The sequence below is a fragment of the Companilactobacillus hulinensis genome (genome assembly GCF_003946555.1).
Taxonomy (GTDB): Bacteria; Bacillota; Bacilli; order Lactobacillales; family Lactobacillaceae; genus Companilactobacillus; species Companilactobacillus hulinensis.
On record NZ_RHOO01000005.1, the window covers coordinates 22312 to 39736 of the forward strand.

Annotated in this window: 15 protein-coding genes; 10 read left to right on the plus strand and 5 right to left on the minus strand. The window is 38.4% G+C overall.

What is annotated here, in order from left to right; all coding sequences use genetic code 11:
- Positions 1-31: 31 nt before the first annotated feature.
- The 5 genes from EKM66_RS04310 to EKM66_RS04325 form a co-directional block, all read right to left on the minus strand.
- On the minus strand, positions 32-1819 hold the full coding sequence (locus EKM66_RS04310; RefSeq protein ID WP_125762045.1) for an ABC transporter ATP-binding protein: 1788 nt from the start codon (positions 1817-1819) through the stop codon (positions 32-34).
- Positions 1812-3572: an ABC transporter ATP-binding protein gene (locus tag EKM66_RS04315; RefSeq protein WP_125762047.1), complete on the minus strand. Its 1761-nt coding sequence runs from the start codon at positions 3570-3572 to the stop codon at positions 1812-1814. The genes EKM66_RS04310 and EKM66_RS04315 overlap by 8 nt, the downstream gene beginning before the upstream one ends.
- A 213-nt stretch (positions 3573-3785) precedes the next feature.
- Positions 3786-5024: an MFS transporter gene (locus EKM66_RS04320; protein WP_125762049.1), complete on the minus strand. Its 1239-nt coding sequence runs from the start codon at positions 5022-5024 to the stop codon at positions 3786-3788.
- A gap of 36 nt (positions 5025-5060) precedes the next feature.
- On the minus strand, positions 5061-5231 hold the full coding sequence (locus tag EKM66_RS12515; protein WP_164505037.1) for a hypothetical protein: 171 nt from the start codon (positions 5229-5231) through the stop codon (positions 5061-5063).
- A 447-nt stretch (positions 5232-5678) separates the two neighbouring features.
- Positions 5679-7145, minus strand: coding sequence for an APC family permease (locus tag EKM66_RS04325; protein WP_125762051.1), 1467 nt, complete (start codon positions 7143-7145; stop codon positions 5679-5681).
- Between the two features lie 189 nt (positions 7146-7334).
- Here EKM66_RS04325 and EKM66_RS04330 point away from each other — a divergent pair, with 189 nt between their 5' ends.
- From EKM66_RS04330 to EKM66_RS04375, 10 genes are all read left to right on the plus strand, one after another.
- Entirely contained in the window at positions 7335-8087 is a 753-nt protein-coding gene (locus EKM66_RS04330; RefSeq protein ID WP_125762053.1) for an ABC transporter ATP-binding protein, read from the plus strand.
- A 183-nt stretch (positions 8088-8270) separates the two neighbouring features.
- Positions 8271-10064 (plus strand): FtsX-like permease family protein, encoded by a 1794-nt coding sequence (locus EKM66_RS04335; RefSeq protein WP_125762055.1) that lies wholly within the window; start codon positions 8271-8273, stop codon positions 10062-10064.
- A gap of 547 nt (positions 10065-10611) precedes the next feature.
- Positions 10612-11343 (plus strand): amino acid ABC transporter ATP-binding protein, encoded by a 732-nt coding sequence (locus EKM66_RS04340; RefSeq protein WP_191988032.1) that lies wholly within the window; start codon positions 10612-10614, stop codon positions 11341-11343.
- Positions 11344-11360: 17 nt separating this feature from the next.
- Positions 11361-12191 (plus strand): glutamate ABC transporter substrate-binding protein, encoded by an 831-nt coding sequence (locus EKM66_RS04345; protein ID WP_125762059.1) that lies wholly within the window; start codon positions 11361-11363, stop codon positions 12189-12191.
- Positions 12188-12826 (plus strand): amino acid ABC transporter permease, encoded by a 639-nt coding sequence (locus EKM66_RS04350; protein ID WP_125762061.1) that lies wholly within the window; start codon positions 12188-12190, stop codon positions 12824-12826. The genes EKM66_RS04345 and EKM66_RS04350 overlap by 4 nt, the downstream gene beginning before the upstream one ends.
- A gap of 12 nt (positions 12827-12838) precedes the next feature.
- Complete coding sequence (locus EKM66_RS04355) at positions 12839-13492, plus strand: amino acid ABC transporter permease (protein ID WP_125762063.1); 654 nt, start codon at positions 12839-12841, stop codon at positions 13490-13492.
- A gap of 147 nt (positions 13493-13639) precedes the next feature.
- Positions 13640-13903 (plus strand): AbrB/MazE/SpoVT family DNA-binding domain-containing protein, encoded by a 264-nt coding sequence (locus EKM66_RS04360; RefSeq protein WP_125762065.1) that lies wholly within the window; start codon positions 13640-13642, stop codon positions 13901-13903.
- Between the two features lie 28 nt (positions 13904-13931).
- The gene (locus EKM66_RS04365) at positions 13932-14153 is read left to right on the plus strand and encodes a hypothetical protein (RefSeq protein ID WP_125762067.1); all 222 of its coding nucleotides are present in this window, start codon (positions 13932-13934) and stop codon (positions 14151-14153) included.
- 514 nt (positions 14154-14667) lie between these two features.
- Complete coding sequence (gene nhaC, locus EKM66_RS04370; protein WP_125762069.1) at positions 14668-16080, plus strand: Na+/H+ antiporter NhaC; 1413 nt, start codon at positions 14668-14670, stop codon at positions 16078-16080.
- Between the two features lie 421 nt (positions 16081-16501).
- Positions 16502-17413, plus strand: coding sequence for an efflux RND transporter periplasmic adaptor subunit (locus EKM66_RS04375; protein WP_125762071.1), 912 nt, complete (start codon positions 16502-16504; stop codon positions 17411-17413).
- Positions 17414-17425: the final 12 nt, after the last annotated feature.

Here is a 17425-nt window from a genome sequence, read left to right on the forward strand (position 1 = left end):
AATATTTAATATTAATGCTGACACGCTATTTTTAATCCATAGATTGTAGTTCATAAAGCTCAGAATAAAGTCCACCATACTCTAATAACTCATTGTGTGTTCCACGCTCGGCAATACGGCCGTGGCTGAGAACTAAGATTTGGTCGGCATCTTGAACAGTCGATAGTCTATGAGCGATGGCAATAGTCGTTCTATCGTCTCGCATCTTCGACAATCCACGAGTGATACTTTGTTCAGTTTGCGGATCAATGTTAGCTGTAGCTTCGTCTAGAATCAATACTTTGGGATTACGGACGATAGTTCTAGCAAATGAGATCAATTGACGTTGTCCGGTGGAGAAGCTACTTCCACGTTCAGTAACTTTGGCATGGTATTTACCAGGAAGCTTCTCGATGAAACTGTCAGCGTCAACGAATTGAGCGGCTTGTTCAACTTGTTCATCAGACACGGTGTCGTCATACATGCGAATATTGTTGGCGATATTACCGTAGAACAAGTATGGTTCTTGGATAACTAAGCCAAGTTTGTCACGGAGTTCTTGGGTCGAGTAATCACGAATATCGTGGTCATCGATCAATATCTGTCCTTGGCCGAATTCATAGAATCTCAACAAAATATTGATGATCGAACTCTTACCACTACCAGTGTGACCGACTAAAGCAACTGTTTGGCCTGGTTCAACGGTAAAGGAAATATCCCTTAAGATAGGTTCGCCAGGTACATATGCGAAAGTAACATGACGGAATTCGATTTTACCGATCTCAATTTTTTGAGTGCTATCTTCATTTTGTTTAGGACTAGTAATGGGATTGTCAAACAACTTCATGATTCTATATCCAGCGACCATTCCGTCCTGGAAGTAAGACATGTAGTTCATGACGTTAGATAGTGGATTGAAGAAGTTTTGTTGGTAAGAAATGAAGGCATAGATTACACCAGCAGCTACGATAGTGTGGGTGCTTTCTAGTCCAAATCCACCTAATGAAATTACTTCAGCTAATGTGAACATCAAGGTAATTGTTGGATAGAGCAAGAATGAGTTCACGTTGATCATTTTGTTTCTCTGTGTGAAGTAGAGATTGTTCTTGTGTTCAAACTCCGCAATCATACGTTTTTGTTGACCGAATTGTTGAATAATGCTAATACCCATCAGTGACTCATTCAACTTTGTATTGATCTGACTAAGATATTCACGTAATCGTTGATAAATCTTGGAACTCAAACGACGATATAACCAGATCAATGCGTATAAGGCTATGACGAATAGTGCAGTATAGATTGCTAGTTTGGTGTTGACTGACATCATCGCTATAAAGGCCGATACCATTGAGAATAGGGCTACCAGGATAGTTAAGAATAATGTCCAAAAGTCAAACAGTGTCTTAGTATCGTTGGTAACTCTGGAAACAATCGAACCAGCTGGCGTCTTGTCGAAGTAGTCCATTCCTAGAGTGTGCAGTTTGCGGAACAATTGGCTACGGATCTTTTCTAGAGTACGTTCAGCGCCCATTGAGAAGGCGAAGTTTTGAACGAATTGAACTGCGGCCTTGATCAATGTTCCAATGAAGTAGATGATAGCGAATCCGACGATGATCTGGATACCGGTATCTTGATGGACTAGATAATGGTCCATATAATATTGAAGCATTCTGGGCATGATGATGTTGATCACACTCAGAACTAGTGCGAAGCCAATGGCGATGATGAATTGACGCTTGAATATCCAAGCGAAGCTGAGCAATCGTTTGAGAATGATACGTTGTTGTTTACGAGATAGTGCTTTGATATCTTTGATTATTTCAGATTCTTTATTATCCATGATTACTCAACCTCCCTTCGAGTTCAGCGTTCTTCTCTTGCAGATGGAAGGTATCGTAATACCAGCCTTTGTTTGCTAAGAGTTCCTGATGAGTTCCGTGTTCGATGATGGTTCCGTCGGCAACTACTAGGATCTGGTCAGCATATTCGACTGAGCTCAAACGACTGGCAGCGATGATAGTTGTACCGTTAACTCTATTCTTGGCGATTCGTTCTTCGATGTTTCGTTCAGTTTTAGAATCGACAGCTGATAATGAATCATCCAGAATTAATAATTCAGGGTTACTTAGAACTGCTCTGGCAATAGCAAGACGCTGCTTTTGTCCCCCTGAAAGAGAGACGCCGAGTTCTCCGACTTGAGTGTCATAACCTTGTGGCATGTTTTTGACATCGTTATCTAAGTCGGCAATATAAGCAGCATTCTCAACGTGTTCTTGGTTAGCGTCAATGTTAGCAAATCTGACATTGTCACGTAAGTCAGTTGAGAATAAGAAGTTAGTCTGTGGAACATAACCGATATTGTCCAAGTAATTATCAAGGTGGAAGTCACGGATATCGTGGTCGCCGACGGTGATTTGACCGTTATAGTGGTCAAAGTCACGCATCAATAGACCGATAATGGTTGATTTACCACCACCGGTTGGACCGACGATACCCATTGTCTGGCCTTCTTTTAATTGGAAACCAACGTTATGTAGTGCAGTAGCTTTGTCATCTGGATAGTGGAACTTTTTGATTTCAAAATCCAAAGTACCATTTGGACGTTCCTTGACTTCGTGTCTTGGTGCTACTAGGGATGACTTTTCATCCAATAATTCGGTGATACGATCGTAACTGGCAGAACCACGTTCGAGAATATTGAATAGGTTACCGATGGCGAACATTGGCCAAGTTAGTTCAGCCATGTATGTAATGAAAGAAACGAGTTCACCAATTGTAATTTGTGAGCGGATGACAGCTAATCCACCGAGAATAATTGTGATGACGTATGAAAGTCCCATAATGATCGATGTTAACGGATCAAATAGGGCATCTAGTCCATATGACTTCTTATTAGCTTTGATATTCTTATCAACATATTTGTCGAAGTCTTGTTCATCTTGATGTTCTTGTCCCAGAGCCTTTAAGACTTTGATACCAAGCACACTCTCTTGTGTCTTATTGTTGATACTTGAGAAGGCAGCTTGTGAATGCATGAAGGCATCGTGAATTTTGTTACCTAAGACATTAGCCATGATAGCCAATAGGATCAATGGCAGAATTGAATAGAATGTTAACTTCCAACTGACAAACATACCCATGGCAAAGATCATTGATAATCCAGTGATCAGTGAGTCGGCTAGTGTCAAAACACCGGGACCGGCGACTTCACGAACGGCGTCAATATCGTTGGTGGCATGTGCCATTAAGTCACCAGTTCGCCATTTCTGATAAAAAGTAGTATCCATCTTCATAAAATGACGGAATAAGCGATTACGCAAGTCACGTTCTAGAACGTATGAACTCCCGAAAATCATTTTTTGCCAAACAAACCTAAGAATGTACCCCAAGATGGCAACTATTACCAACAAACCTAGATTCAGTGTTAAGAAGCTGGCTGTTACTTGTTTCTTGCTGACAGCATCGACGACTATACCAACGATACGTGGTGGTACGACGTTACAAAGAGCAACTAGAAGTAATGCAAAAACCCCGATAGAGTATTGCTTCCAGCGATGTTTGAAGAACCAGCTTAATCTGGAAAATATCCCCATTTATTTCACCCCCATATATAAAACATAAAAAAATCGATAACTATTACTTTACACCTTTAAGTGGGCTATAAGGCAAGTGTTTTGCTTGCTTTTTGCCGCTTTGCAGAAGAAATCAAATAGTTGTATAAAACATAAAAAGTCCGTTGCTGATGGTTTTTGTCACTCAAAGCCATCAACAGCGGCTTATTTTGTACTCTTTGTTAAATTAATACCTTAATCTGCAGCTGCTTCTGTCTGTGAATGTCCCATAAGAAGCATTGAAACAGATAAGATCAATAAAATAACTCCAGTGATCGCGAAAAGAATAATAGGTGAGACTTTATTGAACAATACACCGAATAGTGCTGTTCCGAATGGTGTCAGGATATTGATAGTGGAGTTGAAGAAGACATTGATCCTTCCTTGAATATCAAATGGCACCTTGGTTCTGATATAGATTGAAACAGGCATGTTGATCGAAGTGACGGACATACCAAGTAGTAACATAGAAACTCCATAGGTAAAGGACATGTTTATCTTCGTGAAGAGCGGTAAACAGAATAGGAAGAAAGTCAAAGTTACCAGTAATCCAAAAACTCCGGTCATGCTAGTAAGATTTTTCTTTATTTGTTTAACACTCCATAACAAACTAGCTGCTAACATTCCTACGGCAGATAGAGCCTGGATAATACCGAAGATAGTGGACTTAGTATTGAACAATGTGACTAACACATACGGAATACCCACATTGATCGAGGCAAGACTGAAGTTAGCGAACATAGCAAAGAAAGCCATTGATTCTAGTAACTTGTCACCCTTAATAAATGATAGAGCTTCTTTAAAGTCTAGTAGAACAGTCTTCTTCTTATGTTGTTCACCAGTTGTCGCAACCCCAGATAGATTGAAATCAAGAAGTGCCATCAAGATCAAGGCAACGATTTCACCAATAATATCAATAATAAAGAAAGAAACAACGGGGATAGCACTGAAAAGACTTCCACCAGCAATTGGTCCAAGCAAGCTTGAAATTATACTGACACTTTGTTCTAGTGCAATCAGTCTTTGTTGATCAGCTTTAAGGACAACTCCCGTTGTGGATGCCTTATAGGCTGTGGTTTGGAATGAATCACAAATCTCCAAAAGTCCTGACATAATAATGATTACGATAGGGAAATAGGTTTTGTTTCCTATTATTAAGGAATAACTTCCCAATAATAAGACCAAAACACTGGCAATCTGTGCGAGAACGACAATTTTTTTGTGGTTAAAACTATCCACCAAGTGTCCAATAAAAGGGCTGAGTATAAATGAGAATAACGGTCCTATAAAGATTATCAAGGAGAATAAAATACTAGATTTGTAGACTTTAAGAACATACATCCCCAAGGCAAAAGTGAAGAGCTCACTCGAAAAGGAGCCTATAAATAGACTGATCGTGGCTAAAGATATTTGAATCTTAGATTTTTTCTCCATAAATAAACTCCCATGGGCCTGTTGGCCATTTAATTTTTAGTTGTTACCGTGGTCCACAGGAGCATTGTTATTTGCTAATTCATTTTTGATAGCGTTATGGATAAAGTTGTTCTTGGTACTATAGTCTCCACGAGATACTAATAGGTTGATGTATCCTAAGTCCTCTGGTGAGATATTGAATGATACCTTTTCTGATTCTGATTCCATATTGTTGTCCATCCTTTCTAATAAAAGAAACGTTTTAAATAATGTAATGTACCGATAGTACTTCAATATTATTAGAAATTCAAGGGTGATTAATGGGTAAATTATAATTTAATTAGATTTTTGCTAATTGAACAGAGGAGGCTAGGTTCGTCTTGTTATTGTTATTTAGGATATTATCTTAGACAGTTCATATAAATAAGTAACGATTAGCTGGAGGTGAGAAGAAAATGTGCCAGCAGTGATAGTGGTGTAGGATGGTGAACTTCCATCCGTACAGCACAGGACGACTTTTGAAATCCGCGGGTTGTGCGGAGTTCAGAAGCGAGACTGAAGACGAACTCGTCTGAAGTCGGTCCCACAGCAGGCACATTTTCTTCTCACCGTAGGCGGAAAACACAAAAAAACGCCTCGAAAAATTAATTTCGAGGCGTCTTTATTTGAACAATTTTAAGCTATATCTCCACCGTTACGCTTGTTTTGGAAGTAAGCAATAACTGGCAAGATAACACCAACAGCAACCATTAATAGTGGTTCGATGATGTTAAGTGTAAGTACGTGATACCATGCACCGGTTCCGGCGATTTCATCAGTTGGGAAGATTCCCAATGTGGCAGCACCGAAGGTAATGGCGAAGCACCATGCACCAACTAAGATAGCGAATTTTCTATTCTTGATATAAACAAAGTCAGATTTGAATTGTTTCTCACGTAATCTAACTAATATGAAGGAACTGAACAAGAAACATGTTGCATATGGCGAAACGATTCCGTTCAAGTTAAGTAGTTGGTTAAAAATTGAATTCATGTTAGGCAAGGTTGCACTAAGCACCATGATAACCGTACAAATTCCAGTAGTTAACCAGTAACCATTGATTGGAAGATCATGCTTATCAAGTTTTGTTAGTCCTTTTGGTAAGTATTCCTTAGCAGTATCGGACAAGAACATTCTTGTTCCGGCATCTAGTAGGACAGCAAGTTGTGCCATCATGTAAATTGCTTGTGTGAATGAGAATAAGTATAGGAAGAAATTACCCATGCCGAATTCTGATCCCATATATTGGAAAGCATAGTATGAACCGTTCATCTTCAAGTCATTTGGCAAGTGATGAGCGTTAAAGAAGACACCTAATGAGAATGAACCTAGAACTGTTAGAACACCAGTCATAATTGCTAGCATCCACATAGCCTTAGGGAAGTCACGTTTACCATTCTTCATTTCTGTAACGTATGGTGCGGCGAATTCTGAACCATTCATGGCGAAGATAACTAGTCCGAATGTTGAAAGATAATGCATATCGAACTTAGGTATGAATGAACTGAACGTGAATGGTTGTGTGTGTGGTGCGTTACCTTGTCCCAAGTAGACGATAGTCATGATAACGTACAAGACGGTAACGATAAACATCGCACCACCACCGATAACACTCAAAATCTGTAATGAGTTCTTCAAATAATGTTGGATAAAAATAAATAATGTGAAGATAAGAGCTGTCAAAAGAGCAAACATACTGTTGCTCATAGTATCTGACATTTTGTTTGAACCATTGATCAACCAACCGAATGAAATAAGCATTGAGTTGGCAACATCGACGATGTAGGGAAGACCAGATACCCAATAAGTCCACCCACAAATATAACCCCAAAGGTTACCGCTAGTACCACGTACCCAAGACGTGATACCGCCACCTTCTTCACTAAATGTTGAACCAAGATGACCAACCATCATCTCATACGGTACAACAAACAAAAATAGCATTAAGATCCAAGTTGTAACGATTCCTAAGCCTTGATTATGGAAATTATAAATAATGTCATCGAAACCGATAACGGTAACGAAGTCCATCAAGGCAACTACAGGCCAGCTAATATATGACTTCTTATCAGCAGAGTCAATTTCTGGCAATTTATTCCCCATCGGAAATACACCCCTTTATATTGTTTATTTAAGTAACAACCTATTATAGAAAAAAAATTTACTAAATACTACCTATGTAAGCGGCTTATAAAAATAAACTTACGATTTTGTAAGTTAAAAGTAAGATGAATCAAACGACTGTAAGCATCAATTTTTGTAAGATAGATATATCAAATGGAGGTACAAGAAATGCAAAAAATTGTAGAAGTAAAAAATGTTGAAAAAATTTATGGTAAGGCCGATGAGAAACAGTACAAAGCCTTATCCGATGTAAACTTTGAAGTTCAACCAGGAGAATTTGTTGGAATCATGGGAGCGTCTGGTTCAGGTAAAACAACATTATTGAATATTTTGTCAACTCTTGATACTGCCACAAGTGGTTCAGTTAAAATTGCCGGACAAGATATTACTAAGTTGAATACAAATGAGATGGCTGATTTCCGTGCTAATCAAATCGGATTTATTTTCCAGGATTTTAATTTATTGGAAAACTTAACAGCATATGAAAACGTGGCTTTGCCATTGGCATTGCAAAATGTTTCACCTAAGAAAATCAAACCAGCTGTAACGGCAATCACTGAAAAGCTAGGTTTGACTGATATCTTAAATCACTATCCAACAGAATTGTCAGGTGGACAAAAACAACGTGTCGCCGCTGCCCGTGCCTTAGTTCACGAACCAAAGATTGTCTTCGGTGATGAACCAACAGGAGCCCTTGATTCCAAGAGTGCCAGAGCATTGATGGATACGATGACAAAAATCAATCATGAAGATAACGTTTCAATTTTGTTAGTAACACACGACCCATTCTCAGCAAGTTATTGTGACCGCATTCTCTTCATTAAAGATGGTGAAATTGGTCAAGAATTGAGAAAAGATGACAACACACGTGGGGAATTTTATCAAGAAATTTTAGATTCATTGGGAACATTCGCCGAATAGATATCAGATAGTGGAGAAAGCCGGGAAATTTTGAGCACTGCCTAGGATAACAGAATTAGCGCGAAGCGATAGTTTTGTTATTCGTAGCAGGCGCAGAAATTTGGCTTTCGCAACTCGTTTCAAAAATCAGAGAACGAAAAAGCCGGGAAGTTTCACCCCCAAACCCAAAAAGGAGATTAAATTATGTTAAACAAACTAGCCCTAAGTGGCATACGTCATCGAATGCGAGACTACACAGTATTGTTCTCAGGTTTGATGATTGCTTCAGCAATTTTTTATATGTTTTTGTCATTAGCTACCAATAAGACGTTCTTAAGTTCTAATTCACCAGCTGCCGCAACGGCCTTTATTTTCGGATTCGGTATCATTCTTCTGTCAATAATTACTATTGTGTACATCAATTATGCGAACACCTTCCTGCTCAGCATGAGGCAGAAGGAATACGGAATGTTCATGATGCTTGGTGCCAAGAGCAGCAAGATTTCCAAGATGATTTTCGTTGAAACATTCGCAATTGGAGCTATCTCAACTTTGATTGGTTCCGCAATTGGTATTGTTGCTACAAAATACGTTAGTCAATGGATGATCAATGCGCTTGATATGCAGATCAAACATTTCAATAGTTTTTATTTACCAGCTCTTATGTGGACATTTATTTTCTTTATCGTCCTCTTCATTTTTTCAGCCATTCGTAACTCGATTTCACTTCGTCGTACTAAAGTACTAACTTTGCTACACAAGGATAGTCAACCAAGCAAGATCAAGCGTAACGGCGCTGTCAAATTTATTCAAGCAATCATTGGATTGATTTTCTTAGCAATTGGTTATTATTCAATGTTTTACATGGGTAAGAATGCAATGTTCATCTATCTAGGTGTTCCGATTGCCTTGGTAACCATCGTTATTGGTACTTACTTTACGATCAATGCAGCTATTACAGCCGTCATTTCGATGCTAAAACGTAATACAAAGTTCTCTCAAAAAGGTTTGAACAACTTCACACTCTCACAATTAAGCTTCAGAATTGCTGATTACACTAAGATACTCTCAATGGTATCGATCATGTTTGCCTTGGCACTTGGTGCAATCACTGTTGGACTAGGATTCCAGAAGCAGATCTCTACAGTTGTAAATGGTCAAAACTACTATGATGTGGCAGTTCATAACGCCGATACAGCACAAAAGAATCGTATCAATCATTTGAGCGGTGATGATCAATACAATTATTCATATAAAGTCGATGATAAGAGCAAAACAGTCTATTATCGTGCTAGTGAATTCAAGAAACAACCATTCTATTATGAATCATTCAATATGAAGAGCATGTTAGCTACAACTAAGAAGAGTACAAACATCAACAATCCAGATGTTAGTTATTCGATGCAACAAAACATGCTTCCCAAATATCGTATGAATCAACTAAAAGCAGTTAGTGATGCTGAATACAACAAGATTCAAGCTAATTCAGATACTTTGACATTAGTTAAAACAACTTCATTTAAGAATAATTTGAGTAAGATCAAGACTATCTCAAAAGAAGAAGCTAAGCGTTATCCAGATTTGAAACAAGCTGGTGGCGATAAGTACAGTGCCTATGTAATGATCAATGGATTCTTCTCTGGACTAGAATTCATGGGATTCTTCCTCGGAATTGCCTTTTTAGCAATGCTGGCAAGTTGTCTGATGTTCAAGATTCTGTCAGGTGCTAGTGGTGATGTTAAACGTTATAACATGCTTCACAAGATCGGTACACGTCAAAGAACACTTCGTTCTACTATTAATAAAGAAATTGCGGTACTATTCGCAGTTCCCGCTGGGCTTGGTATTATCCACGTGTTGGTAGGACTACAAATGTTCAAAGGTATTCTGTTCCAACCATATTCACACATCGAGGTTCCATTTGGAATTTTCATCATCTTGTACCTTGGTTACTATCTATTAACTCGTTACTTGTACAAGAAGATCGTGTTGAAATAATAATTACCAGTTTTCCTTCAGGGGAACTGGGGTCGCCGGGTATTCCCCCGTAGTACCTTACGACCCCAGCTCCTCTGAAGCAGAGGAGCCTTTAAATGGATATCCCTCAACAAGATTCCTGAAACATCCCCTTAAAATATGAGAATTCCCGTTCTCGAAATATCAGATGTGAGAGCAGTCACATCCAAATATTGACACCATTCATTCCCCGAATGGTGTTTTTTTATGTATTAGAATAGATATAATTTTAGGAGAAAAATTTAATATATGGTACAATAAATTACTCGATAATTTTTTAACAAGGTTTTAGTTCGGGTTTTGAAACATTAAAGAAGCTTGAAAAAATTTTCGACATGACAGAATTTTACTATAAAGTACTGGTATATAAAGACTTTGATGCAATAATCTCCATGTGCTAAAGCCGAACTTATATTGAGCTTAGATGCTTTTTGTTGCTAAATTAGTTTTTAGATATTAAAATTTCTTTAATGATTATTTTTGAAAAAGATTTTACAGGGAAAAGAAGGGAGAAATAGTTATGTCATCAATGATTGAATTCCGTGATGTACAAAAATATTACGGCAAGTTTCACGCACTAAAGGACATCAACTTAAAAATTGATAAGGGAGAGACTGTTGTTTTGATCGGACCATCAGGATCTGGTAAGAGTACTTTGGCCAGAACTGTTAATGGCTTGGAGACAATCCAAAAAGGTCAATTGATCGTCAATGGACGTGACATCGCTGATAAGACGACAGATATCAACCGTATCCGTACTGATGTCGGAATGGTATTCCAACACTTTAACTTATATGCGAATAAGGATGTTTTGGAGAACGTTATGTTAGCACCAAGAATTGTTCTCAAATTAAGCGAAGAGGAAAATAAGAAGACTGCTATGGCTTTATTAGACCAAGTTGGTTTGGCGGATAAAGCACATAACATGCCTTCACAGATCTCCGGTGGACAGGCACAACGTGTAGCCATCGCTAGATCGCTAGCTATGAAGCCTCGTTGTATGTTATTTGACGAACCTACAAGTGCTCTAGATCCTGAAATGATCGATGATGTACTTGGTGTTATTAAGTATGTTACAAGTCAAAGTGATATGACTTCGTTAATTGTTACTCACGAAATGGGCTTCGCTCAAGAAGTTGCCAACCGTGTAATTTTTATGGCTGATGGTCAAATTTTGGAGGATGACGAAACTGAGAACTTCTTCGAACATACTTCAAATGAACGTGCTAACCAGTTCTTAGGTAAGATCATCAAGCATTAAAACAGGGGGTATTTGATATGAAAAAGAAGCTTAAATATTTATCACTGCTGATCACGTCTTTGCTCCTAGTGCTGACACTTACTGGATGTGGTTCACAATCACTGTCATCACAAAATGTTTTGGAAAATGATAAAAAATCTAAGACCATTACATGGGGTGTTAAGGCGGATACGAAGCTTTTGGGATTAGTCGATGTAAAAGATGGTAAAGAAAAGGGCTTTGAAGTTGATTTGGCTAAAGCTCTTACTAAGAAGATGTTAGGTAAAGATGCAACTGCTAAGTTTGTTACCGTTACATCACAGTCACGTATTCCGTTGTTAAAGAACGGAAACATTGATGCTATCATCGCTACAATGACTATAACGCCGGAACGTAAGAAGACAATCGACTTTGCGAACCCTTACTTTGACGCTGGACAATCGATCCTTGTTAAAAAGGGTTCTTCAGTTAAGAAAGTTCAGGATTTGAATGGCAAGACTATCATCGGTGTTGTTGGTTCTAATTCAGTTCAAAATGTTAAGAAGTTTGCTCCTAAAGCACAAGTCTTGCAATTGCCAGACTATGCTCAGGCATTGACAGCTTTGAAATCTGGACAAGGTGATGCTTTGACAACCGATAACGTTATCTTAGCTGGTATGGCCGTTAGCAATCCAGGCTATGAGTTAACTGGTAAGGCCTTCACCACTGAACCTTATGGTATTGGTATCAACAAGGGGCAAAAAGACTTCAAGAAAGCCGTCAATAAAGCGCTCAAAGAAGTTCAAGCAGATGGAACTTATAACAAACTAATCATGAAGTGGTTTGGTGATGTTCCTGGATTCAATTACAAGGAGGTGCTAAGAAAATGATAAAACTACTAACAGATAATTGGTCAGCCTTCATTTCTGGATTTGGCTGGACGCTTCTATCCAGTGTCTTGGCACTATTCTTCAGTTTGATCATCGGTTCATTGTTTGCCATTTTGGAAGTTATGCCAAGCAAAGTAGTCCGAGTTATCGGTAATGTCTACGTAGAAATTTTCCGTAACATTCCATTACTAGTTATTACAATGTTCTTCTACTTGGTAATTCCATTGTATGTGGTCAAGATCAATGGTTTTACAGCTGGAACTATCGGATTGACGATTTATACTTCAGCCTTTATCGCTGAAACGGTTCGTGCTGGTATCAATTCAGTTGATAGCGGGCAAATGGAAGCTGCTCGTGCTCAGGGTATGACTTTCTGGCAAGCAATGAAGAATGTTGTCTTACCACAGGCATTCAAACTGGTGATCCCACCACTAGGGAATCAGTTCGTTAACCTAGTTAAGAATTCATCAGTTCTAGCCTTTGTGGCTGGATTTGATCTGATGTATCAAGGTAACGCGATTGCATCACAGACTTTTGATACTGTAAATACTTACGTTGTTGTGGGACTGTTCTACTTGGTTATTACTTTGCCGATCAGTTACTATATGCAGCATCTAGAAAGAAAATTAGCTTAGGAGGGGAACGATATGCAAAACTGGATAGACGCTTATTCATGGATCAATATACGATTCTTGCTCCAAGGCTTATGGATCACAATATTGATCTCAGTTATTTCAGTAATACTGAGTTTTATTATCGGATCAGTCTTAGGAATCATCAGATATGCTAAGATTCCATATCTATCAAGAATTATCGGCTACATTATCGATGTTATTCGTAACTTGCCATTACTTTTGATCATCTTCTTCACGTACTTCGGATTACCAGCGTTTGGTTTCAAACCAGATACGATACCAGCTGCTATTTTAGCCATGACAGTCTTTGAATCGACCATGATTGCAGAGATCATCAGGTCTGGTATTTTGGCTGTTGATATCGGTCAGATGGAAGCATCACGTGCGATGGGAATGAAGCTTAGTCAAGCAATGTGGCACGTTGTCTTACCACAGGCTTATAAGAAAATGATCCCGGCTTTAGTTAGTCAGTTTATTTCGTTGATCAAGGATACTTCTTTGGCAACCATCATCGTTGTACCAGAGTTGATGCAACATGGTCAGGTTGTTTATGGACAAGATCCTAATTACATCATTCCGGTCTTCGTAGCGATGGCTGTAATGTACTTTGTTGTTTGTTACGCATTGTCATTATTGTCAAAAGTTATTGATAGACGAATGGCTTAAATATGTTTTGTTGGAGGATGCTTTGGCATTCTTTTTTTGTTGCCGCCTATGGCTAATTTGCTGTTGTTTATTTTGAGACTAATATATGTACATATATACTTTATACGTAAGGTTGAGTCTTGTTTATTTGGAAAGGACGTTTTAAAAATGAAAGAGATGGAGAACTTAGGTAAATTTAAAGTTAGAAAGAACGGTAATTCATTAATTGTAACTATGCCGAAAGAATCTGGCTTCTCTGAAAATGAGATGGTGGAAGCAGTCAAAGGGTCAGACGGTAGCATCAGTTATAAACCTACAGAACAGAATCCATGGTTCTCAGGCAAATATAAAAATTATGATTTTGAAGCTATTAAAAATGAATTAGATTTTCCAGTAGATGGTGGTAGGGCCGTCGGTAAAGAAATTATTTAGTTTATATTAGTTATCAGGAGGATGGGACATGATCGAACAAGGATCAATTATATTTATAGACTACGAACCGCATGCAGGTCACGAATTTGGAGGTCATGATCCCAAGAGTGGGGTTCACGGTATGATTTCTATGATTAATTTTTCATGTTTTGATTTTAAGGCACGCAATGGAAAGATTGTCGGAAAAGTTAGTGAAACTGTTTTAAATAAGTTATTGAAAAATGCCAATTTTATTTTGCAGAATCATTAAATTAGAGAATTATTAAAACAATAACTTGACTTGTAATTTAATTACTGATAATATTCAAGTCATTCAAATGAACAAATATAAGTGTCTGAATCAAGTAGTACTGCATCTGTGTGTAAGAAAGCCGGTGGTTGATGCGAACCGGTCAGGGTGTACGTCATGAAATACCAGACATGACTTGGTTTTTCCAAGCGGGTAAAGAGGACCGTTACTTCTCGAGAGTGGAGAATTTTTATATTCTCAATCTGGGTGGTACCACGGTTATTAGTCGTCCCTGTTGCGTAAGCAATAGGGACGGCTTTTTTTTGTATAGAGAGTGAAAAAAGTCGGTAGATTCTGAAGATTGTCTAGAATAACAAAGGTGCCACAGGGTGGTGCATTTGTTATTCGTAACAAACGTAGGAATCTGACTTTTGTAACTCATTTGGGAAGGACAAAGATTATGAACAATACAGCTGGTGGCAATCCTCGATATCGGAGCATCAAATAAAATCAACTAAATTCGAGGAGATTAATTATGGAAAACAAGGTAAGCTTCAAAGAAGCTATTTCAATTTTATTAGTAATGTTATTAATTTTAGGATTCGGTGTTATCAAGTTTGGTCTTTCACCACAAACACCAGTCTTGGTAGTCATCGGTCTGTTAGTTCTCTGGGCCAAAGTTCGTGGCAGCAGCTGGGACGATATTCATAGCGGTATTATCGATGGTGTTAAGAACGGAATCGTGCCAATCTTCATTTTCATCTTGATCGGTGCTTTGATCGGTACATGGATCGCTGCTGGAATTATTCCATCAATGATGGTCGCTGGATTCCACATGATTTCAGTTAAATGGTTCGTGCCTTCAGTATTCTTGGTTTGTGCCATCATCGGTACATCGATCGGTAGTGCTTTTACAATTATTTCAACACTTGGTATCGCACTATTCGGAATGGGTACAACACTTGGCGTTAATCCAGCTCTTGTTGCTGGAGCCATTATCTCTGGAGCAATTTTCGGAGATAAGACTTCACCACTTTCAGATTCAACTAACTTAGCTTCTGCAATCGCTGAAGATGACTTGTTCGCACATATTAAGAACCTCATGTGGACAACAATTCCTGCTTTCTTGATTTCATTAGTTTTATACGCAATCCTTGGCAATACTGGTTCAAATGCTAGTCTTGGCAATATCAATACCACACTTAATATTTTGAATAGTAACTTTATTATTTCTTGGTGGGCTATTCTACCAGTTGGATTATTATTCATCTGTGCTATCTCAAAGATTCCCGCAATTGCTACATTGATCTTGAACATCACCGTTACAGTCGGTATGATCTTCATTCAAAAGCCTGGTACACCAGTTAAAGATATTGCCGGATTCATCGAAAATGGATTTGTTTCTAAGACGGGTAACGCTGCAGTTGATGCATTACTTACTCGTGGTGGTATTACTTCCATGATGGGTACAGTTTCATTGATCTTCTTAACATTGTCACTTGGTGGACTATTGATGAAGTTTGATGTGATTCAAACAGCTATGACACCACTTGCTGCCAAACTTAAGACACCAGGTGCAGTGGTTACAGCTACGATTCTTTCAGGTATCGGAGTTAATATCTTCGTTGGTGAACAATACTTATCAGTTATCTTACCTGGTAAAGCTTTCAAAGAAACCTTTAATAAACGTGGTCTTGATAATTTAGCACTTAGTCGTGTACTTGAAGATGGTGGTACTGTTATTAATTACTTGATTCCTTGGGGTGTTGCTGGTGCGTTTGCTGCCAATACGCTTGGAGTTTCAACCTTAGAATTCTTACCGTTCTGCTTCTTTAGTTTATTATCACCAGTTCTTTCTATTATTAGTGGATTTACTGGTATTGGTTTGAGACGTATAGATAAGAAGTCAAAATCAGTTTCAGATAAGTCAGATACTGTTACTGCTTAGTTGTCTGCTGCCTGCGGTCGAAAGTAATTGTGCCTGCTGTGTGGACCATCTTCAGCCGTAAGGCGGTCTGAAGATTCTGCATAGACCGCAGATTTCAAAAGTCGCCCTGTGCTGTAAGGATGGCTTCGCCATCCAACACCACCTTCACCGCTGGCTCAATTACTTTCGACCTCCGGCTATATACTTGATGATTTGAAATTAAGCACTATTTTATTATTAGTTGTTAAGTTTGTTTTTTATAGGGATCATCGAAATTATAAAATATCCACAAAAACTGTAGATAAATAGTTTTTGTGGATATTTTTTTGCCTTTTTTGAGCTTACAAAATTGTAAGATTACGTAATACAAATCGCACTACAAAGGCATTTCTCTCCTCTAAAATAGATATCGTAAAATCTTTTTTTAAAATGGGGGAAAAGTATGAAAAAGATCAGAATCACTATTTGGGGATTGGTTATCGTTATGGCGTGTGTTGCCGGATTTGTTATTTTTGGCAGACATGACACTGAAGATCAAACTGACAAATACAATACTTATACAGTGAAATCAGAGCGCTCTGACAGCTTCACGGGGGTAGTTCAAGCCGATGAGAAGCATGCTGTTAGCGACGAGGTTAAATCTGATGATGAAGTGCTTGCCAGCAACAATGTTTCTAATGGTCAAGAAGTTACAAAGGGGCAGGTCTTGTTCACGTTCTACAGAAATATGGCGAGTGAAATAAATTCTGCTAATTTAGAAATTAGACAAGCACAATTAACGATACAAGAATTGAATAAGACAACTGATAAGAACACTGATTATCAGATTGAATTAGCTAAGGACCAAGAAGCTTTGAGTGATGCTCAAGATAAATTAAACAAGTTGAATCTAGAGCAGAACCGCACTGTGATTGCACCAATTGCCGGTACTTATTTCAAGGATACTGAAGGTCGCAGTTTCATTTACGGCACACCTATTATTGAAGGAAACGTCAACGAGTTTTCTTTGGATAAAATCAAGCTTGGTAAGGCTGTAACGGTTGTTAAGAATGATGGTGAAAAAACCGATGGTAGCTATACAGCTAAGGACAAGATTCCTTATAATACCGGAGCTGTTTCTTATTATCATTTCCAAGTCAGCACCGATGATTCACTTCCTTACGGAATGCACGTTCAGATCAAGAATGAAACTCGTGGATACAGGATTCCTAAGGAAGCTGTGAAGTCTGGAGATACTGTCTATATTGTTAGAAATAATAAGAAGCACAAACGTGTCTTGGATCTAACTAAGTTCAACAATGACTATTATGTCAAAGAAGGAATCAAGGCTGGCGACAAGCTGGTCTTGTTCTAGGACGGTGAAGCC